The organism is Barnesiella sp. An22, from assembly GCF_963931395.1.
GTDB classification, from domain to species: Bacteria; Bacteroidota; Bacteroidia; order Bacteroidales; family Barnesiellaceae; genus Barnesiella; species Barnesiella merdigallinarum.
In genome coordinates this window covers 1,630,523-1,656,033 of sequence record NZ_OZ007014.1, presented here as the reverse complement: position 1 = coordinate 1,656,033, position 25,511 = coordinate 1,630,523, and the positions used below count along the sequence as shown (strand labels likewise).

Annotated in this window: 17 protein-coding genes, 1 pseudogene and 1 riboswitch; of the genes and pseudogenes, 17 read left to right on the top strand and 1 reads right to left on the bottom strand. The window is 55.5% G+C overall.

Annotated elements, in window-relative coordinates; translation table 11 throughout:
- Nucleotides 1-21 precede the first annotated feature (21 nt).
- From ABGT88_RS06580 to ftsH, 15 genes and pseudogenes are all read left to right on the top strand, one after another.
- Nucleotides 22-1,203: an iron-containing alcohol dehydrogenase gene (locus ABGT88_RS06580; protein ID WP_346701115.1), complete on the top strand. Its 1,182-nt coding sequence runs from the start codon at nt 22-24 to the stop codon at nt 1,201-1,203.
- Between the two features lie 182 nt (nt 1,204-1,385).
- On the top strand, nt 1,386-2,297 hold the full coding sequence (locus ABGT88_RS06575) for an AraC family transcriptional regulator (RefSeq protein WP_087407580.1): 912 nt from the start codon (nt 1,386-1,388) through the stop codon (nt 2,295-2,297).
- Between the two features lie 167 nt (nt 2,298-2,464).
- Entirely contained in the window at nt 2,465-3,388 is a 924-nt protein-coding gene (locus ABGT88_RS06570) for a helix-turn-helix transcriptional regulator (protein WP_346701113.1), read from the top strand.
- 114 nt (nt 3,389-3,502) lie between these two features.
- Entirely contained in the window at nt 3,503-4,369 is an 867-nt protein-coding gene (locus ABGT88_RS06565) for a DUF3737 family protein (RefSeq protein ID WP_346701111.1), read from the top strand.
- A gap of 4 nt (nt 4,370-4,373) precedes the next feature.
- Nucleotides 4,374-5,549: a MalY/PatB family protein gene (locus tag ABGT88_RS06560; protein ID WP_346701109.1), complete on the top strand. Its 1,176-nt coding sequence runs from the start codon at nt 4,374-4,376 to the stop codon at nt 5,547-5,549.
- A 13-nt stretch (nt 5,550-5,562) separates the two neighbouring features.
- A pseudogene (locus tag ABGT88_RS06555) lies at nt 5,563-6,501 on the top strand (EamA family transporter).
- Nucleotides 6,488-7,732 carry a DUF418 domain-containing protein gene (locus ABGT88_RS06550; RefSeq protein WP_346701107.1) on the top strand — a complete coding sequence of 415 codons (1,245 nt, stop codon included), beginning with the start codon at nt 6,488-6,490 and terminating at the stop codon, nt 7,730-7,732. Before ABGT88_RS06555 ends, ABGT88_RS06550 begins: the two are co-directional and overlap by 14 nt.
- Nucleotides 7,733-7,981: 249 nt before the next feature.
- Nucleotides 7,982-10,696 (top strand): pyruvate, phosphate dikinase, encoded by a 2,715-nt coding sequence (gene ppdK / locus ABGT88_RS06545; protein WP_087407586.1) that lies wholly within the window; start codon nt 7,982-7,984, stop codon nt 10,694-10,696.
- A gap of 382 nt (nt 10,697-11,078) precedes the next feature.
- Nucleotides 11,079-12,455, top strand: coding sequence for an alkaline phosphatase (locus ABGT88_RS06540; RefSeq protein ID WP_346701101.1), 1,377 nt, complete (start codon nt 11,079-11,081; stop codon nt 12,453-12,455).
- Nucleotides 12,456-12,546: 91 nt separating this feature from the next.
- A riboswitch (cobalamin riboswitch) is annotated at nt 12,547-12,752 on the top strand.
- A 140-nt stretch (nt 12,753-12,892) separates the two neighbouring features.
- On the top strand, nt 12,893-13,984 hold the full coding sequence (locus tag ABGT88_RS06535) for a hypothetical protein (RefSeq protein ID WP_298663661.1): 1,092 nt from the start codon (nt 12,893-12,895) through the stop codon (nt 13,982-13,984).
- Between the two features lie 556 nt (nt 13,985-14,540).
- The gene (locus ABGT88_RS06530) at nt 14,541-15,308 is read left to right on the top strand and encodes a threonine/serine exporter ThrE family protein (protein WP_258326936.1); all 768 of its coding nucleotides are present in this window, start codon (nt 14,541-14,543) and stop codon (nt 15,306-15,308) included.
- Complete coding sequence (locus ABGT88_RS06525) at nt 15,305-15,826, top strand: threonine/serine exporter family protein (RefSeq protein WP_298663659.1); 522 nt, start codon at nt 15,305-15,307, stop codon at nt 15,824-15,826. Before ABGT88_RS06530 ends, ABGT88_RS06525 begins: the two co-directional genes overlap by 4 nt.
- A 169-nt stretch (nt 15,827-15,995) precedes the next feature.
- Nucleotides 15,996-17,561 carry a sulfatase gene (locus tag ABGT88_RS06520; protein WP_346701098.1) on the top strand — a complete coding sequence of 522 codons (1,566 nt, stop codon included), beginning with the start codon at nt 15,996-15,998 and terminating at the stop codon, nt 17,559-17,561.
- A 43-nt stretch (nt 17,562-17,604) separates the two neighbouring features.
- Nucleotides 17,605-19,881 carry an outer membrane beta-barrel family protein gene (locus ABGT88_RS06515; RefSeq protein WP_346701096.1) on the top strand — a complete coding sequence of 759 codons (2,277 nt, stop codon included), beginning with the start codon at nt 17,605-17,607 and terminating at the stop codon, nt 19,879-19,881.
- Between the two features lie 373 nt (nt 19,882-20,254).
- Complete coding sequence (ftsH, locus tag ABGT88_RS06510; protein WP_258326940.1) at nt 20,255-22,111, top strand: ATP-dependent zinc metalloprotease FtsH; 1,857 nt, start codon at nt 20,255-20,257, stop codon at nt 22,109-22,111.
- A gap of 81 nt (nt 22,112-22,192) precedes the next feature.
- On the opposite strand, the gene ABGT88_RS06505 is transcribed toward ftsH, so the two are convergent.
- Nucleotides 22,193-23,029 (bottom strand): AraC family transcriptional regulator, encoded by an 837-nt coding sequence (locus tag ABGT88_RS06505; protein ID WP_346701094.1) that lies wholly within the window; start codon nt 23,027-23,029, stop codon nt 22,193-22,195.
- A gap of 132 nt (nt 23,030-23,161) precedes the next feature.
- Here ABGT88_RS06505 and ABGT88_RS06500 point away from each other — a divergent pair, with 132 nt between their 5' ends.
- Together ABGT88_RS06500 and ABGT88_RS06495 are read left to right on the top strand one after the other, a co-directional pair.
- Nucleotides 23,162-23,737 carry an HdeD family acid-resistance protein gene (locus tag ABGT88_RS06500; RefSeq protein ID WP_158096821.1) on the top strand — a complete coding sequence of 192 codons (576 nt, stop codon included), beginning with the start codon at nt 23,162-23,164 and terminating at the stop codon, nt 23,735-23,737.
- A gap of 185 nt (nt 23,738-23,922) precedes the next feature.
- Nucleotides 23,923-25,500 (top strand): arylsulfatase, encoded by a 1,578-nt coding sequence (locus ABGT88_RS06495; RefSeq protein ID WP_258326942.1) that lies wholly within the window; start codon nt 23,923-23,925, stop codon nt 25,498-25,500.
- Nucleotides 25,501-25,511: the final 11 nt, after the last annotated feature.

Genomic DNA, 25,511 nt, shown 5'->3' with positions numbered 1-25,511 from the left:
CCCCAAAAACCTAACCCTACAATGGAAACCAGACTGAAATACAACATGTTTGTTCCTACCCGCGTCATGTTCGGGGCAGGAGCACTGAATAAACTGGGCGACCAACCCATGCCCGGTAAAAAGGCACTGATCATCATCTCGAACGGTAAATCGACCCGGGCCAACGGATACCTGGCCCGCACCGAAGAACAGCTGAAACGGGCCGGTATCGAAACCGCCCTCTTCGACGGCGTAGCCCCCAACCCCACAGTGGCCAACGTCGATGCCGGAGCACAGGCTGCCCGCGACAACGGGTGCGACTTTCTGGTAGCTCTGGGCGGCGGCAGCGTGATGGATTGCGCCAAAGCCATCGCCGTGATGGCTACCAACGACGGCGTGCTGTGGGACTACGTAGCCGTAGGCTCGGGCAAAGGACATCCCATCGCCCACACCCCGCTGCCCATCGTCGCCATCACCACGACGGCCGGTACCGGGTCGGAGACCGACAACGCCGGAGTCATCACCAAAGAGGATACGTTCGAAAAGGCCTTCATCGGCGACCCCTCTCTGTATCCCCACCTGGCTATCGTTGACCCGGAACTGATGCTGAGCGTGCCGGCCGGATTCACTGCCTTCCAGGGATTCGATGCCCTCTTCCACAGTATCGAAGGCTACATAGCCAAAGGGGCCAACCTGATGAGCGACATGTATGCCTTGACCGCCATCGAGAATCTGGCCCAATACCTGCCCCGCGCCGTGAAAGACGGCAACGACCTCGAGGCCCGCACCCACGTGGCCTTTGCCAACACACTGTCGGGGGTAGTGATGTGCTTGACCCTCCTCACCAGCGAGCACGGTATGGAGCACGCCCTCTCGGCCTACCACCCCAACCTGCCGCACGGTGCCGGCCTCATCATGATCAGCCGGGCCTACTATGCCTACTTCGTGCGCAACCACGCTTGCGACGAGCGCTTCATCCGCATGGCCCGCGCCCTGGGCATGCCCGAGGCCGACAAGCCCGAAGACTTCCTGACGGCCCTCACCCGCCTGCAAGAGGCTTGCGGCGTGGCCGACCTGAAGATGTCGGACTACGGCATCACACGCGACGAGGCCGAGAAGTTCATGCGCAACGCCCGCGAGGTCATGGGCATCATGTTTACCAGCGACCGCATTGCCATGAGCGATGCCGACATCGTAGCCATCTACGAGGAGTCCTGGCGATAACGACCCATCGTTTCTTTTGAATACAGGGACTGTACCCGAACTCGATACACGAGGGGTGGGTACAGTCCCGCTTTTTTTTACCGGAAGAAGACGTCACGGCCAAGTCAAAGTTGAAAACTGCGTTTTCCTTTGCCTCTGCGCTCACCTTTCGCTACTTTTGTAACCGAATAAACGAATCGGCTATGAATCACAACGAGAAATTCGGCATATATACCGACCAAACGGAGAAACAGATCTCTTTGCTGAAATACTCCAAGAGTTCGTGTGGCGTGGACTTCCTGCTCAACACGGCCGAGAGTAGCGAGAAACGGGGCTGGTTCGATGCCGACAAACGATACAAGACCGATTTCTTCGAGTTCTATTTCTTCCGGCAGGCCGAGGGCTACCTGTTCCTGACGGGCGAAAAGATAGAACTGCACCCCGGCATGGTGCTGATTATCTCGCCTTTTCAGTGGCAAGAGTGGCATGTCGACCTCGACAAGCTGGACTATACCTTCCTGATATTTCAAGAGGAGTTTATCAACAACTTCCTCTCCGACAAATACTTCATGTACCGCTTGCTGTACTGCTACCAGCACGACTACCCTACCCACTTCGACCTGGAGGTGACGGCCATGGCTCCCTACCTCGACCTGCTCTCGAAGATGAAGCACGAGCTGCACGAACCCGTTGCCGACAGCTACCACATGATCGTGGCCTACCTCTATCAGTTTCTGTTGCTCCTCAACCGGCTGTATGCCGGGTTATTCGGCCTGCCGTTCGATGCACCGCTCAACAACTATGCCTACCAGTACAAAGAGCTGCTCGAAAAACACATCGCCGAGATGACTCACGTGAGCGACTACGCCGATGCGATGAACATCAGCCGCATATCGCTCAACAAGGCGGTCAAACGCGAGTTCGGGCTGTCGGCCGTCCACCTGCTGAAACAGCGTCTGCTGCAAGAGGTGAAGAACGAATTGCTCTTCTCGGGCCGCTCGGTGAAAGAGATTGCCTTCAGACTGCACTTCTCGGAACCGAACCACCTGATGCGATTTTTCAAACAGATGACCGGGCAGACCATTGGCGAGTTCTTGGCCTCGCGATTATCATAACAGACCTGTATCGACCTCATCGCAGCAAATCCGTAATCTGGGTACATAATGCGAGGATTTGTATACCGCACACCCTCTTTGCAAGCTCTACTTTTGTATCGTGATTCCTGTCGGCCCCGGAAGTCACCGGGCACTCAGGGAGACCATGAGGCTGCAAGGCTGTTGAGATGATGAAACCACTGACTGTAAAAACGATTGCCCGATGCAACCAGCTGTTGTCGACCCAAACGTCCAACCCGCTGGTGAGTGTCATTCGGTTGTCCGAGACAACCGACCGGCCCGACCTGTTTCAATTCGGGTTCTATACTGTATGGCTGAAAGCGTGGTGCGGCTGTTGTCCGTCGACTCTCGGATGGCTGGCGTGCGATTTCAGCGACGGGATACTCTTTGCCCTGCAGCCGGGACGCCCCATGGCTCGGGAGCTGTGGCAATGCGATGCCGGTAAGGCCGAAGGACGACTGCTCTGCTTTCACGCATCGGTCTTAGACCCGCTGCGGGCGAAAGGTGATGGTCATTATACCTTTTTCAACTACAATACCGATGAGTGCCTGCACCTCTCTCGACGGGAGCGACTCCTCCTGGAGCGGGAGATAGACGAAATCGAGGAAGAATTGAACTGGGGCATCGACGAATACAGCTACACGATTCTGGCCGAAAGAATCAAGTTACTGCTCGACTACATTACCCGCTTCTACCACCGCCAGTTTATCTTGCGGCACGATGCCAACCTGCGGCTGGTCGAATGGACCGACCGGTATGTCGACGACTTTTTCAGGTCGGGCCGGGCCCGCTGCCATCCGTTGCCCACCACGGCCACGCTGGCCAGCCAACTCGGTTGCTCGCCCGACTACCTCAACGACATGTTGTGCCACGAAACCGGCAAATGTACCGCCGACTACATCAGGCTGAAACAGATTGCCCGGGCCGAACAGCTATTGAAACAGGATACCCGAAGTGTAACCGACATAGCTCGAGAACTTGGCTTCCCCACGGGGCAGGCCTTCTGTACCCTGTTCAAGAAACTCAAAGGGCAGACACCCGAAGATTTCAGGCTCTGCCCGGGCTCAGGACCTTTGAACCTCAACAACTGATTCATCGTAAAAACAGGAGAGACAAATTACCGAGATGAATATCGGGATTCAACATCCCCACAGTTGGAGAACCCGTAATCTTAGCGACTAAACAACTCTAAAAACATATAACCTATGAAACGCATCCAAAATACCGAATTCGGTGGCGAGCGCCCGTTGTTCGCTTCGCACGATTTACAACTCGACCATGTCACCATCCACGCCGGTGAATCGGCTCTGAAAGAGTGCAGCCACATCGAGGCCGAAAACTGCCGCTTCGAAGGCAAGTATCCGTTCTGGCATGTCGACGGATTTACCATAAAGAACTGTCTGTTCACCGAGGGGGCCCGCGCCGCCCTGTGGTACTCGCGCAATCTGGAGATGACCGACACCCGGGTCGAAGCCCCCAAGATGTTTCGCGAGATGGAGGGCATCAAGCTCGAGAACGTGGAGATACCCGATGCGCAGGAGACGCTGTGGCACTGCAACAACGTGCACCTGAAAAACGTACGGGTAGACCATGCCGACTACCTGTTCATGCACAGCGGGAATATCGAAATCGAAGACTACGTGCAGAACGGTAACTACTCGTTCCAATACTGCAGGAATGTGGTTATCCGCAACGCGGTCATCAACTCGAAGGATGCCTTCTGGAATACCGAAAACGTGACCGTCTACGACTCGGAGATAAACGGCGAGTATCTGGGCTGGCACTCCCACCACCTGCGTCTGGTCAACTGCAAAATATCGGGTACCCAACCGCTGTGCTATGCCCACGACCTGGTGATGGAAAACTGCACCATGGCCCCCGACTGCGACCTGGCCTTCGAATACAGCAGCGTGCAGGCGACCCTGAACGGAGCCATCCGCAGCGTGAAGAACCCCCGCACGGGCAGCATCACGGCCGACCGCTTCGACGAGATTATCCTGGACGAGAACATCAAGGCTCCCGGCGACTGCAAACTCACGGCCCGGGAGACGACAGCCGATTCCAACCTGTAAGCCTATGTACTACGATTTCGATGAAATAATACCTCGGCGGAATACCCGGTCGTACAAGTGGGACAGCACGGACGACGACCGGGTGCTCCCCCTCTGGGTGGCCGACATGGACTTCCGCACGGCACAGCCCGTTGTCGATGCCCTGGCCCGACGCGTGCAACACGGCATATTCGGGTATGTGCGTGTGCCCGACGAATACTATGCGGCAGTGACCGGGTGGTTCGCCCGTCGCCACGGCTGGCACATCGAGCGCGAGTGGATTGTCTACACCTCGGGGGTAGTCCCGGCCCTCTCGGTCATCATCAAGGCACTGACCCGTCCGGGCGACGGCGTGGTGGTGCAGACCCCGGTATACAACTGCTTCTTCTCTTCGATTCGCAACAACGGTTGCCGCGTGGTGACCAACCCGCTCCTGTACGAGGCGAATACCTACCGCATCGACTTCGACGACCTGGAGCGCAAGACGGCCGACCCGAGCGTCAAGCTCATGCTCCTCTGCAATCCCCATAACCCGGCTGGCCGGGTGTGGAGCCGCGATGAGTTGCGCCGCATCGGCGAGATATGCCGGCGCAACGGCGTAAAGGTAGTCGCCGACGAAATTCACTGCGAACTGGCATACCCGGGTCACACCTATACCCCCTTCGCATCCATCGACGAGAGCCTCCTGCAAAACTCCATCACCTGCCTGTCGCCCAGCAAAGCCTTCAACCTGGCCGGCCTGCAGATTGCCAACATCGTCTCGTGCGACGAAGCGGTGCGCCAGGCCATCGACCGGGCCATCAACATCAACGAGGTGTGCGACGTCAACCCCTTCGGCATCGAGGCTACCATAGCCGCCTACAACGAGGGCGAAGAGTGGCTGACCCAGTTGCTCGACTACCTGAAGGTCAACTACGACTTCATGTGCCGGTTTTTCCGCACCTTCCTGCCCCAGATTCCCGTCACGAAACTCGAGGGCACCTATCTGGTGTGGACCGACTGCCGGGCCCTGCGCCTCGACTCGGACACGCTGCAGGCCCGCCTGCTGGAGCAAGCCGGACTGTGGCTCAACAGCGGCACGATGTATGGCGCCGAGGGCGAAGGGTTCGTGCGCTGGAATATCGCCTGCCCCCGCTCGGTACTGCACGAAGCCCTGATGCGCTTCCGCTCGTTTGTCGAATCGTTGTCTGCAAACCGTTAACCACATGAGACGCATGACACATACACGACACGGAGCGGCCGTTGTGCTGGCCTACTTCCTCATCTATGTAGTATGGGGCTCGACCTACTACTTCATCGGTGTGGCTCTGCACGACATCCCCACCTTTCTGCTGGGGGCCCTGCGCTTCTCGGCAGCGGGGCTCCTGCTGCTGGCGCTCTGTGGCTGGCGGGGCGAGCGGGTGATGCGCCCGCAGCTCATCAGGCGGTCGGCCGTGAGCGGTATCGTGCTGCTGTTTGTCGACATGGCCGTCATCATGCTGGCCCAACGCTACGTGAGCAGCAGCCTCGTGGCGATTGTCGCCTCGTCGACAGCCATCTGGATCATGCTGCTCGACGTGCCCATGTGGAAAAGAAACTTTCGCAGCCTACGCACGATTGCAGGCCTGCTGGCCGGATTTGCCGGCGTGGGGCTGCTCTACCTGGAACAGCTGGCTGCCGACTCCCACACCGCCATGCACCACGAGTACGGCATCCTGATTCTGGTGGCCGGCTGCATATCGTGGGCACTCGGCACACTCTACGCCAAATACCGGTCGGCTGAAGCCGAGGCGGTAAACGCCTTTGCGGGGGCGGCGTGGCAGATGATTTTTGCCAGCATCCTGTTCTGGCTCTGTGCCTGAGCTGCTGGCGACACGACGCGGGTCGACTGGGCAGCGGTCTCGACCGGCTCGTGGCTGTCGTTGCTCTACCTCATACTCTTCGGCTCGCTGCTGGCTTACACCGCCTATGTGTGGCTGCTGAAGGTGCGGCCCGCCACCGAGGTGGCCACCCACGCCTATGTCAACCCGGTGGTGGCGGTGGTCATCGGGGTATATATCGGCCACGAAGAGGTGAGCCTGCTGCAACTGGCCGGACTGGCCATTATCCTCGCCAGCGTGATACTGGTCGAAATGCGAACTCCACAATCTCCGAAACGACATGACAAACAATAACCTCTCCCCCATACGTTCGTCCGAACGGTATGTGATACTCGACGCCCTGCGCGGCTTCGCCATCCTGGGCATCGCACTGGCCAACTTTCCCGAGTTTTCGCTCTACACCTTCCTCCCGGCCGACGATGCGGCCCAGTTGCCCGCCTCGGGTGGCGACCGCGGCCTTCGCTACCTGCTCTATCTCCTGGTCGACGGCAAATTCTACACCCTCTTCTCCCTGCTGTTCGGCATCGGCTTTTCCATCATCCTGAGCAACGTGACCCGCAAGGGCGGGAATGCCCTGCGCGTGTTTTACCGGCGTATGGTCCTGCTGGCTCTCATCGGCGGGCTGCACCTGATATTTCTCTGGAGCGGCGACATCCTACTGCTCTATGCGCTGCTGGGCATGCTGCTCCCGCTGTTTCGCCACCTCTCCGACCGCCGGCTGCTGGCCGCGGCTCTGGCACTGCTCTTCATCCCCGTGTGCATCGATACCGTGTGCGAACTTACCCACACCAACCCCTCGGCCCGGGTGGTGGAACTGCAGCAGATGTATTGTGCCCGGTTCGGCATCACCGATGCCAACTTTGCCTATTGGCTGCACGACGCCACCGGCTACAACGAGGTGTTTCAATTCCTGATTCAGGGAGCCCTGGTGCGGATGCAGGAGTTTATCGACGGCAACCGCTACTTCAAGGTACTGGGGCTCTTTCTCATAGGCTACTACATCGGGCGGCAACGACTCTATGCCCGACTGGAAGAGAATAAGCCGTGGCTGAAACGGCTCTTTGCCGGTGGTCTGATGGTCGGACTCCCCCTCTCGCTGCTCTACGCCTGGAGTTCGATGAACGCCCATCCCTGGGGGCTCTCCATCCACAGCCTGCTCTACTTCGTGAGCGTCTATCCCATGGCATTTGCCTACGCCTCGGGGTTTGGTCTGCTCTATCTCGCACGCCCCCGTCTGAAGGCATTCACCTGGCTGGCCGCACCGGGACGCATGGCCTTGAGCAACTACATAGGGCAGTCGCTGGCGGGCATGTTCATCTTCTACGGCATCGGGCTGGGACTGGGCTCCACCATCAGTCTGGCCACGACCGAGCTGATTGTACTGGTCGTGTTTGTCGTGCAGCAGGCCTTCAGCCGCATGTGGCTGAACACCTTCCGGTTCGGGCCGCTCGAGTGGATCTGGCGCATGCTCACCTATGGCCACTGGATAGCCTGCCGCAAACCCCGGTCGGGCGTGGAACCTTAGAAGCTCCACGCTATCCGAATGAGCCAGACTGTTAAAAAACAGGATATACCGCATCGATTCCACCCCTCGGACCTTCTGCCCGAGACCGTAATACAAATAAAAAATACATAGCGTTAAAATTTGTAGCAAAATATTTTTGTTGTTTGCGCGAATCCTATATTTTTGCATAATGTTTTATGCCGGTTTACCAATCGGGTCATGAAGCCGGACACGAAAACAATTATATAAATATCATATACTTATTTATCTATGAAAAGAGTTTATACTTTTGGCAACGGTAAAGCAGAAGGCCGTGCCGACATGAAAAACCTGCTGGGAGGCAAAGGCGCCAACTTGGCAGAGATGAATCTCATCGGTGTTCCTGTACCCCCGGGATTCACCATCACCACCGAGGTTTGTACAACATATACTCAACAAGGGCGTGAAGCCGTCGTTAAGGAGATCCAAAACGACGTAGAGCAAGCCATCGCCCACATCGAAAGCCTCACCGGCACGAAGTTCGGCGACGCCACCAACCCGCTGTTGGTATCGGTTCGTTCGGGTGCCCGCGTCTCCATGCCGGGTATGATGGATACCGTGCTCAACCTGGGTATGAACGACGAGGCCGTAGAAGCCATCGCCAAGAAATCGGGCAATCCCCGTTTCGCTTGGGACTCGTACCGTCGTTTCGTACAGATGTATGGCGACGTGGTATTGGGCATGAAACCCAAGACCAAAGAAGACATCGACCCCTTCGAAGAGGTGATGGACAAGGTGAAAGAGGCCAAAGGCATCAAGAGCGACACCGAGCTGCAGGTCGAAGACCTCAAAGAGCTGGTTCGCCTCTTCAAAGCCGCTGTCAAGGAAAACACCGGCAAAGACTTCCCCACCTCGCCCTGGGAGCAACTGTGGGGTGCCATCTGCGCCGTATTCGATAGCTGGATGAACGAACGCGCCATCCTCTACCGCCGCATGAACCAGATCCCCGAAGAGTGGGGTACGGCCGTGAACGTACAGGCCATGGTATTCGGCAACATGGGCAACACGTCGGCTACCGGTGTAGCCTTCACCCGCGACGCCGCTACCGGCGAAGACATCTTCAACGGCGAATACCTCATCAACGCACAAGGCGAGGATGTGGTTGCCGGTGTACGCACACCCCAGCAAATCACCCTCGAAGGCTCTCGCCGCTGGGCTGCCCTGCAAGGCATCAGCGAAGAGGAGCGTGCCAGCAAATACCCCTCGCTCGAGGAGTCGATGCCCGAGTGCGCCAAAGACCTCATCGAGACCCAACAGAAACTCGAAGACTACTTCAAGGATATGCAAGACCTCGAGTTTACCATCCAGGATGGCAAACTGTGGTTGCTCCAAACCCGTAACGGCAAACGCACCGGTGCCGCCATGGTAAAAATCGCCATGGACATGCTGCGTGCCGGCATCATCGACGAGAAGACCGCTCTGAAACGCATGGAAGCTCAGAAGCTCGACGAGCTGCTGCACCCTGTATTCGACAAAGACGCCGTAAAACGCGTGAAAGTCGTGGCTAAAGGTCTGCCCGCATCGCCGGGTGCCGCTACCGGCCAAATCGTATTCTTTGCCGACGATGCCGAAGCCTGGGCCGAGAAACGTAAAAAAGTGATTATGGTCCGTATCGAAACCTCGCCCGAAGACCTGCGCGGTATGAACGTGGCTCAAGGTATCCTCACCGCCCGCGGTGGTATGACCTCGCACGCTGCCGTTGTGGCCCGCGGTATGGGTAAATGCTGCGTATCGGGTGCCGGCGAAATCAAGGTCGACTACAAGGCCCGCACCGTAGAGATGGCCGGCAAGGTATACAAAGAGGGCGACTGGATTTCGTTGAACGGTTCGACCGGCGAAGTATACGACGGACAAGTTCCCACCGTCGATGCCGACATGAGCGGCGACTTTGCTGCCATCATGAACCTGGCCGACAAATATACCAAAGTAGACGTTCGCACCAACGCCGATACGCCGCGCGATGCAGCCGTAGCCCGCAAGTTCGGTGCCCGCGGTATCGGTCTGTGCCGTACCGAGCACATGTTCTTCGAAGGCGACCGCATCAAAGCCATGCGCGAAATGATTCTTTCGAAAGATGAAGAAGGCCGTCGCCACGCCCTCGACAAACTGTTGCCCATGCAACGCGGCGACTTCGAAGGCATCTTCGAAGCCATGGACGGTCTGGGCGTAACGATCCGTCTGCTCGATCCCCCCTTGCACGAGTTCGTACCCCATCAACTCGCTACGCAGAAAGAACTGGCCGAAGAGATGGGCATGAGCATCGAAGAGGTAAAACTCGCCTGCGACTCGCTGGCCGAGTTCAACCCCATGCTGGGACACCGTGGCTGCCGTCTGGGTTGCACCTATCCCGAAATCACCGAGATGCAGGCCCGCGCCATCATCGAGGCCGCCCTCAACGTGAAAGCCCGCGGTATCGACGTTCACCCCGAAATCATGGTACCTCTCGTAGGTGTGGTTGAGGAGTTGAGAATGCAGGCCGATGTCATCAACCGCGTAGCCGCTCAGGTATTCGAAGAGCGCGGCGATACGGTAGCCTACAAGGTAGGTACGATGATCGAGGTACCCCGTGCCGCCGTTACGGCCGACCAGATTGCCGAGGTAGCCGACTTCTTCTCGTTCGGTACGAACGACCTCACGCAGATGACCTTCGGTTACTCGCGCGACGATGCCGGCAAGTTCCTCAAGATCTACAAAGAGAAAGGTATCCTCAAAACCGACCCGTTCGAAGTGCTCGACCAGAAAGGCGTGGGCCAACTCGTTCGCATGGGTGTAGAGAAAGGCCGTTCGACCAAACCGACCCTCAAGGTAGGTATCTGCGGTGAGCACGGTGGCGAACCCTCGTCGGTTAAGTTCTGCGCCAAACTGGGCATGAACTACGTATCGTGCAGCCCCTACCGCGTGCCCATCGCCCGCGTAGCTGCCGCCCAAGCTGCCATCGAAGATTAAGCGATTGCAAATTCTATTCCTTAATAAAAGAGCCATGCCGGTATAGGCATGGCTCTTTCTGTATTCGACAGCCCCGCCCCCGATAACTTCTGGATACCGCGTCGCAGCGCGGTATGACAAGGATGTCACCCCGCCCCCCCGATGCGGGGTCCACTGAACAAGGAACAAAGGGTAATTCCCGACGAACTGGACTCCGCGTCGAGTGCGGAATGACACGAGCTACCAACGACACTTGAATGCCACGGCAGGTACAAGAATTTGAAACACCATTGTCACAGAGATTTCACAGAATCGGCCAAGCGGGAGACGGGGGCTTTCGCTACTTTTGCTGGAGTGAAACGGGCGGGGGCATCTGCAACCTCCACCCATAAACGCGACAGGTATGACAAGAAGATGGTTTCCCCTGCTCTTGGGGCTGGCGATGGCCACCGTGTGGGCGGCACAGGCTGCCGGGCCCAAGTATGTGTTTTACATCATCGGCGACGGCATGGGTGTGAACGAGGTGAATGCTACCGAACTCTTTTATGGCGAGCTGGCCGGCCGGCAAGGACCGGAGCGGCTGCTCTTCTCGCAATTCCCCCACTCGGCTTTCGTGAATACCGGCTCGGCCAGCAGCGACATTACCGACTCGGCTGCGGCGGGCACGGCTCTGGCTTGCGGAGTGAAGACCCGGAACAAGATGGTGGGGGTCGATGCCGACAGTGTACCGGTATACAGCATAGCGGTGAAGGCTCAACAGCAGGGGGCAGCTGTGGGTATCGTGACCAGCAGCGAAATCGACGATGCCACGCCGGGGGCCTTCTATGCCCACCAGGTGAACCGCAACAACCGCTACGAGGTGGGGCTCGACCTGCTGGCGACGGGGTTCGACTTCTACGCCGGCAACCGATTCAAGCAACCGTCGCTCCCCGGCAGGGAATCGCTCTACGACCTGCTGCCCAAGCGGGGATATGTGCTGGCTACCAGTGTAGACGATTACCAACGCAAGGCCCAGAAGGCCGGGAAGATGGTGCTGTTTCCCGAGCGAAGCATCACCTATGCCATAGACCGCCAGCCCGGCGACATGCGGCTGGCCGACCTCACCCGCTGCGCCGTGGATTTCCTGTCGCGCAACGAGCGGGGCTTCTTCCTGATGATCGAGGGGGCTCAGATCGATTGGGCGGGACACACGCGCGACGGGGCTACCGACCTGCGCGAGGTGAAAGACCTGGAGGAGTCGGTACAGATTGCCTGTGACTTTTACCGGGCTCACCCCGACGAAACCCTTATCATTGTTACGGCCGACCACGAAACGGGTGGTGTGGTACTGGGCACGGGCGAATATGCCCTCAACCTGCAGGCGCTCCAGTACCAGACGATGAGCGGCTCGACCTTCACCCGGCAGATTGCCGACTGGCGACGGGCTGGAGAACCGGTTTCGTGGGAGAGGGTGAAAACGGCTCTGTCGCAGGCCTTCGGCTTCTGGTCGCACCTCACCCTTACGGCCGAACAGGAGGCCCGCCTCAAACGGGTATACGAGGAGACCTTGCTCAACCCCTCGGACACATTGGTACAGTCGCTCTACGAGGCCAACGAACCGATGACCGAAACGGCCAAACAAATCATCAACGAGATAGCCCGCATCGCCTGGACCTGCGGCTCGCACACGGCCGGCTATGTGCCCCTCTATGCCATAGGAGCGGGTGCCGAAAAGTTTGGCGGAACCATCGACAACACCGATATTCCCCGAATCGTTTCCGAGATTTTCGGATATAAATAAATAGCTAATCTTCAGAGTAATACAAAAGACACAGTCTCTTTTGTGTAAGATTTTTTTAGAAAAACATTGTGAAATTAGGACAAAGGATATAACTTTGCCCCCCGTAATCGGTTTGCCCCGTCCGAATCGGCCGAGGCAATGAAAAGGGAATCGGGTGCAAATCCCGAACAGGCCCGCTGCTGTGAGTTTCGTATGAGTTTTCAGACAAATACTGCAATGCCACTAATCCAGACTCGATTGGGAAGGCGTCTGAGAGGGAGACAAGTCAGAAGACCTGCCGATTGCGTAGAAACAACTGTTGCCGGCTCCGTGGACCGAGCCGCCGGTCGAAAGAAAATTTTTCGGAAAAAAGAGATTTTTTGCTTGAGCAATAGGAGTAGGCGTCGCGTGGGCGACTCTATTCCGCCATTCAGTATTTAACTAAAAAAGAAAAGATTATGGCAAGAAAAATTCCTTTTAGTGTAGATATAACGGGGAGCTTCGTATACTCCGAGCCCCTCGTCGAAGCCCGCAAACTGTATCACGACGGGGTGTGGAGTTCGGCCAAGCTGCACGAAATCGAAGATAAAGAGATTTATCGCATTGTCGAGAAGTGCAAAGAGATAGGGCTGAAGTGTGTAACCGACGGCGACTACAAGTCGACCAACTATCTCGACTTTTTCCACCACCTGGAGAATATCACGAAACAGGAACCGGCTCAACCCGAAGAGGTGAAGGAGTCGGTTATCTCGGGCAAAATCGGATTTGACAACGCCTACCCCTCCACGCCGAAGGTGACCCAGCGCTTCACCTACCTGACGGGTATCATCGGGGGCGACATGTATGCCAAGGTGCTGCTCCCCTCGCCTGCTACGCTGCTGGCCGAGCTGCTCCGCCCCGAGAACCGCTACAATACCGGGCGCTACTACCCCGATATGGATTTGCTCGTGCACGACATCGCCCAAACTTACCAGACGGTCATCAACGAGTTTTACGACATGGGGTGCCGATTCCTGCAACTGAGCGACTACGCCTGGAACCTGGCCGGCAACAGCGACCTCGAGCAGGTGGCCCAGGCCGCACACATCGACCTGCTTTCGCTGGTGGCTACCTCGGCCAAACTCACCGAGGCTTGTCTGGCTCAGAAACCCGACGACATGTGCATCTCGCTGCAGTTCCACGAGAAGTGGTGGCGCGTGGGCGACAAGGAGAAGACGGCCGAGCTGCTGCTCTCGACCCGGGCCGATGCCATTGCACTCGACTTCGGCGACCGCGAAAACGAGAACATCGACCTCTCCATGCTCAACTACTGCCAGGGCAAAGAGGTGATTCTGGGATTGATTTCGACCTCGAGCCTGCAACCCATATCGACCAGCAGCATCACGCTGCACATCGAGAATGCAGCTCGTCTGCTCCCGCTCGAGTCGCTCCACCTGAGCAGCCAGGGCGACTTCCGCGACAACGAGGGCAACAGCATCGTCTCGGAACAGATGATGTGGAGCAAAATCGTAACGATGAAAAATATTGCGAAGAGCGTTTGGGGCGAATAAATCGTTCGCCTGAACGACTACTCCCGACCTGTGAGCCGATAGTCGATGCGGTCAACATGCACCGGCTATCGGTTCTCTCTTTCCAATCTCTATCTTGAAAGAAGAGAATGGGCGGCCCGGGCACCGTCAAATGTCGAAAACTTCGTTTTCCATTTGCCACTGCTCTCGCCTTTCACTATCTTTCCAGAAGAAAGGAGGCGGCTCGGCTCTGTCAAATGTCGAAAACTTCGTTTTCCATTTGCCACTGCTCTCGCCTTTCACTATCTTTCCAGAAGAAAGGAGGCGGCTCGGCTCTGTCAAATGTCGAAAACTTCGTTTTCCATTTGCCACTGCTCTCGCCTTTCACTATCTTTCCAGAAGAAAGGAGGCGGCTCGGCTCTGTCAAATGTCGAAAACTTCGTTTTCCATTTGCCACTGCTCTCGCCTTTCACTATCTTTCCAGAAGAAAGGAGGCGGCTCGGCTCTGTCAAATGTCGAAAACTTCGTTTTCCATTTGCCACTGCTCTCGCCTTTCACTATCTTTGCACGCTGAAACATTGGTCAATACTACAATAAGGTGAACAACGTACACGAAGAACTGAAATCGGTATCGCAATTCCTCACGGAATATGCAACCTGTTTGATGGCATCGGGCGTACATACCTCGCGTATCGTGCGCAACACGGCCCGTATAGCCGAGTCGTTTGGGTTCGAAGCCCACATGACACTCTTTCACAAAACCATCAGCATGACCTTGCGAAGCAAGGACAACGCCCACGTATACAGCACGGTGAGTACCGCGAAATCGGGGGCAATCAATTTTGAATTCAACTCCGAATTGAGCGCCCTCAGCTGGGAAGCCTACGACAACCACCTCCCGCTCGACACGCTGTGGGAGAAATTCCACGCCATCACGAGCAAACCTCGCATGAACCCGTGGACGGTGTGGATTCTGGTAGGCTTTGCCAATGCCTCGTTCTGCCGGCTCTTCAACGGCGACTGGATAGCGGTAGCCGCCGTATTTGTGGCTACGCTCGTGGGATTCCGCATCAAACAGATATTGCACTTCAACCACTATTTCGTATTCACCATATCGGCATTTGTCGCATCGCTCATCGCCTCGATTACCATGTGGCAGCACTGGGGCACCACCCCCGACATCGCTATCGGTGCCAGCGTGCTCTACCTCATACCGGGCGTCCCCTTGATTAACGGGATTATCGATATTATCGAAGGTCATGTGCTGGCCGGCACCGCCCGACTCATCAACGCCCTGCTGTTGATTGTCTGCATCGCCTTCGGTATGGGTATCACTCTTTTAATGATGGGAGGGAAACTGTTATGATCGACTGGCAAATATTAGGCTCGGTCATTGCCGACGCCATCGGAGCTGCCATTGCAGCCATAGGCTTCGCCGTTATCTCCAACCCGCCCCGCCGGGCCATTCTGTATGCAGCATTACTGGCGGCCGTAGGTCACAGCATCCGGTTCGTACTGCTGAAATATGCAGGCCTCGACCTGGCTTCGGCCTCGTTTATCGCTGCCTTCTCGATAGGTATGCTCAGCCTGGTTGCGGGATACCGCATCTTCTGCCCGGCCACAGTGCTGTACATACCGGCCCTGCTCCCGATGATTCCCGGTATGTATGCCTACCGCACGGTGTTCTCGCTCATCAAGTTCCTGCAAAGCAGCGGAAACGACAACGAGGCCATACACTACCTGCTCGAGATTTTCAAGAACGGTATCACCACAGCTTCGGTAATCTTCTCGCTGGGCGTAGGTGCCACCATACCCATATTCATATTTTACAAACGGGCCTTCAGCATGACCCGGGCAGCCAACCGCCCGCAGCGGAAAGCCTGACCCGCCCGATACGACACGATACAAATGCCCGCTCCCCCTTCGGTCCACCGCTCGAGGAGTGGGCATTAACATGTTTTATGGAGCGAGAGTCCTGAATAATCGAGATTTTCGTTATCATTGTAATCATTTTCGGTCTTCCCGAGAAAACTCATATAATACCAAGCACAACATGAAAAAGAATTTTTCCCTGAAAAGCACCCTGCTGCTGGCTTCGCTTGCCGGCACCGGTCTCATACAAGCACAACAACAGCCCAACATCGTTCTGTTTCTGGTCGACGATATGGGCTGGCAAGATACATCGGTTCCGTTTTACTCCGAGTCAACTCCCCTGAACAACCGCTACCGTACCCCCAACATGGAGCGGTTGGCCCACATGGGGGTGAAGTTTACCGAGGCTTACGCCTGTGCCATCTCGTCGCCCACGCGGTGCAGCCTGATGTCGGGCATGAATGTGGCCCGTCACCGGGTGACCAACTGGACCCTGAACTACGACCAGAAGACCGACGCCTCGAGCGACGTGATTCAACTGCCCGAGTGGAACTACAACGGCATACAACCGGCACACACGACCCTGACCGCCGACCTGAAAAACTCGACCCGTATCACCTCGTTCCCCCAGATTCTGCACCAGAACGGCTACTACACGATACACTGCGGCAAGGCGCACTTCGGCGCCAAGGGTACATCGGGGGCCGACCCCTCGACCATGGGTTTCGACGTGAACATCGGCGGCGGGGCCAACGGGGCACCGGGCAGCTATCTGGGCACGCGTAACTTCGGCCAAGGCTCGCCCTTCGAAGTGTTGGGCCTGGAGAAATACCACGGGCAGAATATATTCCTCACCGAAGCACTCACACGCGAAGCCATCGAGGCCCTGAAACAGCCGATAAGCCGGCAGCAACCTTTCTACCTCTACATGTCGCACTATGCCGTGCACTCGCCCTACGACGACGATGCCCGATTCAGCGACTACTACCGCAACCGCTACGATATCCAACTCGATGCCCCCCTCAACGAAAACGAGGCCCGATATGCCGCACTGGTCGAGGGCATGGACAAGAGCCTGGGCGACCTGCTCGACTTTCTCGAAAGCCAGCCCGAGGTGGCAGCCAATACCATCGTCCTCTTCATGTCGGACAACGGCGGACAGGGGCTGAACAACGTACGCCAGGGCCGTGAAAACCGCGACCAGAACTACCCGGCACGTGCCGGCAAGGGGTCGGCCTTCATGGGTGGCGTGCGCGAGCCGATGATGGTCTACTGGCCCGGCGTGACCAAGGCCGGCAGCGTGTGCGACCAACGGGTAATGATCGAGGACTTCTTCCCCACGATTCTCGAGATGGCCGGTGTGAAGGAGTACTCGACCGTACAGACGACCGACGGCGTGAGCTTTGCCGACGTGTTGCGCAACCCTTCGACCCGTCACGAGCGCAGCATCGTGTGGCACTTCCCCAACCTGTGGGGCGAAACCCAGAATACCGAGGAGGGCTACGGAGCCTACTCGTCGATTCTGAAAGGCGACTATCACCTCATCTACCATTGGGAAACGCAGCAACGCCGCCTCTACAACGTGCGTGCAGATATAGGCGAGCAGCACGACCTGGCTCTCGAGCAACCCGCGATTGCCGAAGCTCTGGCCCGGGAACTGACCGACTACCTGAAATCGACCGACGCCCAACGCCCGACCTACATCGCTACGGGCGAAGCCTGCCCCTACCCCGACGGCTCGAAATAAATCACTTGGTGACATGTGATTACATACGATACAATAGGACATTATGAATCTCATAAAGACAACATTCTGCCTGATTATTCTCATTTGCAGTTCAATCCCTGTCTGGAGTCAAACAACAGGAAAAATAGTAGATACCGACCGGCAGCCGGTGGAGGGTGCAACCGTCGTCATGCAGCTGCCCGATTCGACCTACCTGGGCGCAGCCATCTCTGCAGCCGACGGTACATTCAGCCTTGAACCCATGGCAGACCGCTATCTGCTCATCGTCCAGCATCTGTTTTATCAGTCCCAGGTGGTAAAGGGTCAGACGCGTGACGCCGGCATCATCGTACTGGAGCCGAAAGAGCATAGCCTGGCCGAAGTGGTTGTCGAGGGAGAACGCCCTTTGGTAACCGTGGAACAGGGTAAACTGAGTTATGATATTTCGGCCATCTCAAAAAAGCATATCGTCAACAATGCTTACGAGGCTATCTGCAAGCTGCCGGGAGTACAGGACCGGAGCGGCAAGCTCTCACTGATCGGGGCAAAAGATGTGACGGTAATCCTCAACGGCAAGGCCAGTACCCTGACCCAGGAACAGCTGATTGAAATGTTGAAGAATACCTCTGCCTCGCAGGTTCAGACGGCCGAAGTGATGTATAACACGCCGCCCGAATATCATGTGCGCGGTGCCGCCATCAATATCGTGACGGCCAAGGCTGCCGACAATACGCTCCAAAGCGAACTCTCGGCGACTTACAGCAACCAGTATTTCGGCAGTTACAGCGGCAATGTAAACTTTCTGTTGACAAAAGGCAAGTCGTCGCTGAATGTCTCATACAACCCCGGCTATTCGCACATCATGACCGTGATGGATCTGGCCTCCATGCACCAGTATGACGGGCAAGTATATGACATCACGCAGCGGCAGAAAATCAACACGAAGGGGTGGAAGCATAACATCTATGCCGAGTATGGCTATCAGATAAACGAGGATAATGCGCTGAGTGTGGGATACAACGGTGCCCTGTCGGGCAACGGCAAGGGGACCATCGATGTGAACGGGAATTTTCAGAACAGCCACAACGACAAGGTGCAGGACAGCTGGCTGCACAATGTCTTTGCCCGCTACTCCTCGAGCTTCGGGCTGGATCTCGGCGTGGACTATACGGACTATTCGATGAACGACTACAACCACCTGGAGAGCGAACTGACAGGCCATACGCGCCAACTGCTTGACTATACTTCGGACCAGAAGATACGCAAGGTCTCGGTATATGCCGACCAGAGCCACAGCCTGGCCAACGACTGGACCTTGAAGTACGGTGTCCGATATGACTATACCGACAACCGAAACAGTCAGCTCTTCAATCAGACGGAAGGAAAGGACAATGTGGACAACTCCTCCTCGCGCCTTTACGAGCAGATAGCCAACTTGTATGCCGGCTTCGACAAGGAGTTTGCAAACGGTTTGTACCTTTCGCTCTCGGCAACCGGCGAATATTACTCCATCGGGAACTATCACAAGTGGTCGCTCTATCCGCAGGCCAGTCTCAGCTATTCACCGTCGGAAAAGCACACCTTCATGCTGGGCGTTTCGTCGGAAAAGGAGTACCCCACTTATTGGGACATGCAGACCAGCACCACCTACATGAATGCCTACGAAGAGATTCAGACTATCGAAGGGCTGCGACCTGCCAATGTGTATAGCGTGAATGCCAACTACCTCTTCCTGCAGAAGTATATGCTGTCGCTGTTTTATGAGCGCATCGACGATTATTTCACGATGGAGATGTATCAGGCGAAAGACCGTCTGGCTCTTGTGTACCGCACGCAAAACTGGAACTACTACCAGTCCTTCGGCATGAGTGCCAACATTCCGTTCAGCATCGGGAACTGGCTCTCCTCGCAGGTAAATGCCACCGTGGTCAATGACCGCAACCGCTGTGACCACTTCTGGGATATTCCCTTCGACCGGAACAAATGGGCCTGCATGCTGTCCATGCAGAACCATTTCTCGGTAGGGTCCCAACTGGGTTTCGACTTGGACGCGATGTACCGCTCAAGCATGATTTCCGGTATCAGCGATACGAAACCGGTCTTTACGGTCAATGTGGGTGCCCAATGGAACTTCCTGAAGGATAAAGCCAGTCTGAGCCTGAACTGCTCCGACCTGTTCGATACCATGCGCATGAAGGTGAAAAACCGCTATGCCGGGCAACACATCGACTTGAATATGGGACAATACAGCCGCACGGTTTCCGTAAAACTGGTGTACCGCTTTGGCGGAAGTATCACCAAGGAAAAGAGAGAGGTGGACTCTTCTCGTTTCGGACATTAGCGGTATCTATAACAGTCTGGCCCAATATCCGGTATCTGTGTAATTCCATGAATTTGTGGAGCCCGCAATTCCATCACACCGTCGGGTTCGACATTGACCCCACTACCCGTCAATCGCGAAAACGGGGTTACCTTTTCGATGCGGGTAAGAACACAATCGACAAACGACTCGCTGCTAATACGGGCGAGGCCTGCCCCTACCCCGACGTCTCGAAACAAGGCAACGACTCCTCGCGGTTCTTTTTCCATACAGTTCCCAATCATGCAAGTGGGGCAACCATCTGCATTGAGGAAATATTGCACACTTTTTCAGACTATTCGATAACGAATAATGGAACAAAAATAACGACTTTCGCACCCAAGAAAAGCATCGTATGAAAAAAGAACAAAATCACCCCCCCAAACGGGTCAATCCCTACACCGGTTTTTTAGGGAGTATTTTAATCCTCTTACTGCTGAACGGATTGATTATGCCCAGTCTGTCGGGAAACCGAATTGTCACAACCGACTACGGCACTTTTGTCGAAAAAGTAGACAGCGGTCTGGTAAAAGAGGTCGCTATCAAGAGCAATCAAATCTACTTCATAACTCAAGAAAAAGACAAAGAGATAACCTACCAAACCGGCGAAGCCAACGACCCCCAACTGGTAGACCGACTGCTGCATGCCAGCAGTCCCAACGACAACGGCAAAATAGAATTTACCCAAATCGTTCCTCGCGAAAACTCACCCCTGCTCGATTTCCTGTTGATGTGGATTCTGCCGGGTCTGCTCTTCTATATTCTCTGGAGACAAATCGGAAAGAGTCTCCAGAACCGGATGAAATCGGGTGGTAACTTCATGTCATTCGGTAATAGCGGTGCCAAAATCTATGCCGAGTCGGACATCAAGACCACCTTTGCCGATGTGGCCGGACAGGAGGAGGCCAAGGAGATGTTGGCCGAAATCGTAGACTTTCTGCACAACCCCGGGAAATATGCCGAGATTGGAGCCACCCTGCCCAAGGGAGCCCTGCTGGTAGGCCCTCCGGGAACCGGCAAAACCCTTATCGCCCGAGCCGTAGCCGGCGAGGCCAAGGTGCCCTTCTTCGCCATATCGGGTTCGGAGTTTGTACAGATGTTCGTCGGTATGGGTGCAGCCAAGGTGCGCGACCTCTTCAAACAGGCCGGTGAGAAAGCCCCCTGCATCATCTTCATCGACGAAATCGATGCCATAGGCAAACGCCGCGACACCGGACTGGGCGGCAACGACGAACGGGAACAGACCCTGAACCAGCTGCTCACCGAAATGGATGGCTTCGACGGCCGCAAAGGTGTGGTGATACTGGCCGCCACCAACCGCCCCGACAGCTTGGACAAAGCGTTGCTGCGACCGGGCCGGTTCGACCGTCGGGTACAGATGGAACTCCCCGATCTGGAGGGACGGAAAGCCATTCTCGAGGTTCATTTGAAAAAAGTACGCCACGGCAATATCGACGTCGACCTGGTGGCCCGTGCCACCGCCGGCTCGTCGGGTGCCGAACTGGCCAACATCGTAAACGAAGCCGCCCTGCGGGCCGTACGCATGGGACGCAAGCAAATTACCACGGCCGACCTGGAAGAGAGTGTCGAAACCGTCATTGCCGGTGCTCAAAAGAAAAACAAAATCCTGTCGGACGACGAGAAGAAGATTGTCGCCTATCACGAAATAGGGCACGCTCTGGTGGCCGCCTTGCAGACCCACTCGGCCCCGATACACAAAATCACCATTATCCCCCGTACCTCGGGTGCTTTGGGCTACACCATGCAGGTCGACCGCGGGGAGCAGTCGCTCTTAAGCCGCGAAGACCTCTTCAACCGCATCGTCACCCTCACGGGCGGACGCTCGGCCGAGGAGGTGATGTTCGGTATCGTCACTACCGGAGCCTCGAACGACATCGAACAGGCCACCAAACTGGCCCGTGCCATGGTGACCCGCTACGGCATGAGCGACCGCTACGACATGATGGAACTCGAAACGACCAGCAACGCTTATCTGGGCGGAGACAACTCGCTCATCTGTTCGCCCAGCACGGCCGCCGACATAGACAAAGAGGTATTGCACCTCATCACCTCAGCTCACGAGAAAGCCAAGGAGATGATCAAGAGCCACACCGAAATCATGCACCGGGCCGCAGCCTACCTGACCGAACGGGAGACTATCACCGGCGACGAGTTCATGAAGATTGTCGAAGAGTGCACCGCCAAAGATTAAAAGACAGACTGTTATTGCGTTTCATATTCGACCGGGCGAAACCGTATGGAGATTTTTCTCCGAATCGGTTTCGCCTTTTCTTTATTCCTCCTTCATACGACGGTAGCGCAACGGAGAGACGCCGATATGAGTCCTGAAAAACCGGACAAAGGAAGAAGCATTAGGGAAATGCAACTTTTCAGAAATCTGCTGTACCGTCAAATCGGTAGCCCGTAACGCCCGCTTGGCTTCGAAAAGCACAGCCTCGTTAATCCACGTCTGTACCGAATAGTGGGTAATCGACTTTACAGCCCCCGACAGGTATTTGGGGGTTACGCACAATTCACTGGCATAGAACGCAACGGTACGTTCACGCTCGAAGTGTTGCAGCAGCAAATCGAAAAAACGCCTCGTGATAGACTCGGCCCGCGAGCATGACAGATTGTCGACCCTCGCCGAATTTTCAAATGTCGATGCCACAATCAACAGCAACGACAGGACCAACGAAGTTCTAATCTTTTCCGACATCCCTGCTCCATCGTTATACCGCTCGATCATTGCATAGAGCTCGACCAGGTCTTTTACCTTCTCGTCGCTCAGCGATACGTAGGGCCACGAATTTATATTCTTCAGCCAATCAAAATCGGGGGTCACAGGGATATGACGGACAAAATCGAGCGAAATAAACAGGACCTTCGCCTCGAAATCGGGCGAATAATGCAACACCGAGAATATCTGCTTCGGCGTAACGACCAACAGATCTTTGGTCGAAACCTCATACTCACTGTAATTGAGCCGTATCTTCATCGACCCGCTGGTGCAAAGGTTAAATATGAAACCCTCGGAGATAAACGACTGTCCCTGAAAATCGCGTCCAAGCACCTCGGTCAACTCCTTAAATGCAAATTCGCCCTCGTGATTCAATATTCTTTCGTCCATACCGACCGCCCAGTTTCTAAATTTCTACGACAAAAATAAGAAATAATGCACATTTTTAGAACTACAATGATAATAAGAATGCAACCTATCCCGTCTATCTTTATCGCCGTTAATTCTAAAAAACAAAGTCCTATGTTAAATGAAATGCGTTTACATCAAAAGCCCTTCAAATACTGGTGGATATCCCTGCTGGCAGGTATACTGAGTATTGTCGGTGGTATCCTTTGTTTTTCCACCCCTATCGATTCGCTGGCCGTACTCACCCTCTTTTTCGTTGCCATCCTTATTGTCGGGGGTATCTTCAATATTGCATCGGCCTTTACAAACCGTAAATGGAACGACTATTGGGGTTGGGACCTGGCCCGCGGTATCATAGAACTCTTACTGGGAGTATGGCTCTACATGCTGCCTCTGGTACTTGTGACAACCACTATCGTCTACGTATTCGGATTCTGGATGCTGTTCCACTCGATTATCGGCATCTGCGAGTCGTGCGAACTTGCCCGCCTGCCTATAAAAGGTTGGGGGTGGCTGCTGGCCTGCAACATACTGAGCCTGATCTGCTCGTTCCTCTTCCTCACCACCCCTATCTTTGGCGGACTGTTTATTCTCGTCTACATCGGGGTATCGTTCATTCTGTATGGAATATTCCGTATCGTATTGGCATTTAAGATGCACAGCTTCAATCGCGCCCTGCAAGAAGAATAGGCTCTCTATCATCCTTTGAATATGCCGTTATGCAACAACGGCTCTCTACGAAAGAGGTTATGACGATACGAAACTCATCGTCATAGCCTCTTTTTGTACAAAAAAGATAGCCGACATTCGTCGATGCAATGAGAAAATTGTACTATCTTTAGTACCTGTTTTACTCACACCTCATAAAATTGTATATGAAACGTCTGCTTTTCGTTCCTCTTGTGCTGGGCCCGGCCAGCTTTTCTGTCACTGCCCAGGAGACAACCGCCCCCAATATCGTATTGATCATGTGCGACGATATGGGATTTTCCGATTTAGGTTGTTACGGGAGCGAAATACAAACACCGCACATAGACAGCCTCGCCAGCCAAGGCATGCGTTTCAGCCAATTTAAGAACACGGGGCGAAGCTGCCCCTCTCGGGCCTCGCTTCTGACGGGCCGCTATCAACATCAGGCCGGCATGGGATGGATGACAGCCGTCGACGAACATCGTCCCGGATACAGAGGTCAGATCTCGAAAGAGTATCCTACCATAGCCGAGGTGATGAAAGCCAACGGCTACGGCACATACATGAGCGGCAAATGGCATGTGACGGTCGACGGAGCCTTCGATGCCCCCAACGGCAGCTATCCCGTGCAACGCGGATTCGACCGCTATTACGGTTGCCTCTCGGGAGGAGGCAGTTACTACTCTCCCACGCCGGTATATAACGACTTGACTCCAGTTACCGACTTCCCCGACGACTATTACTATACCACAGCCATATCAGACTCGGCTACCAGCTTTATCCGCCAGCATCCAGCCCAGATTCCCATGTTTCTGTATGTTGCCTACTATGCACCGCACCTCCCCTTGCAAGCTCCGGCCGACCGGGTAGAGAAGTGTATGGAGCGCTACCGAGCAGGCTACGATGTTTTGCGCCGGCAGCGATTCGAGAAACAAAAGGCCATGGGGCTCGTTCCATCGGATATGGAGTTGCCGGAATACGACCGAGAGTTCGGCGGTAAACGCCCCTCCTGGGAGGAGCTGAGCGAGGATCAACGCCGACAATGGATACAGGATATGGCCACCTATGCAGCCATGATTGAAATCATGGACGACGGTATAGGCCAGATTGTCGAAGCGTTCCGTGAAAAAGGGACCCTGGAAAATACCGTATTCCTGTTCCTTAGCGACAACGGTGCGACCCTGGAGGGCGGCTATCTGGGACAGCTGATGGCCGATCTCTCCAACACGCCTTACCGCAGTTACAAGCAATGGTGCTATCAGGGAGGGACAAGTACCCCCTTTATTTTCACGTTTGGCGATACCGACAAGAATCCCGTAAAGGGTGGCATCTGTCGACAACCGGCTCACATCATCGACCTTCTGCCTACCTGTATGGATTTGGCCTCGGCCATCTATCCCAGCCGACAATTCGACCATGCCCAACTGCCGGGTATCAGCCTGCTGCCGGCTATCGAGGGAAAAGAGATACAACCGCGCACCCTGTTTTTCGAACATCAAAGTTCATGTGCCGTCATATCGGGACATTGGAAACTGGTACGAAACAACCGGAACGAACCTTGGGAGTTGATTGATCTCGATGCCGATCCGTTCGAACAACACAACCTCTCCACCCGTTTCCCCGAAAAGGTAAAGTCGCTGGAAAACGAATGGAATCGTTGGGCCGAAACACACCTGGTCCTCCCCCTGGAGGATAAACCGTGGCACGAACGCATCGACTTCTACAAAAATCTAAATGACGACCAAAGCGGTCGCGAAGAGTAGACTCCAGTTGG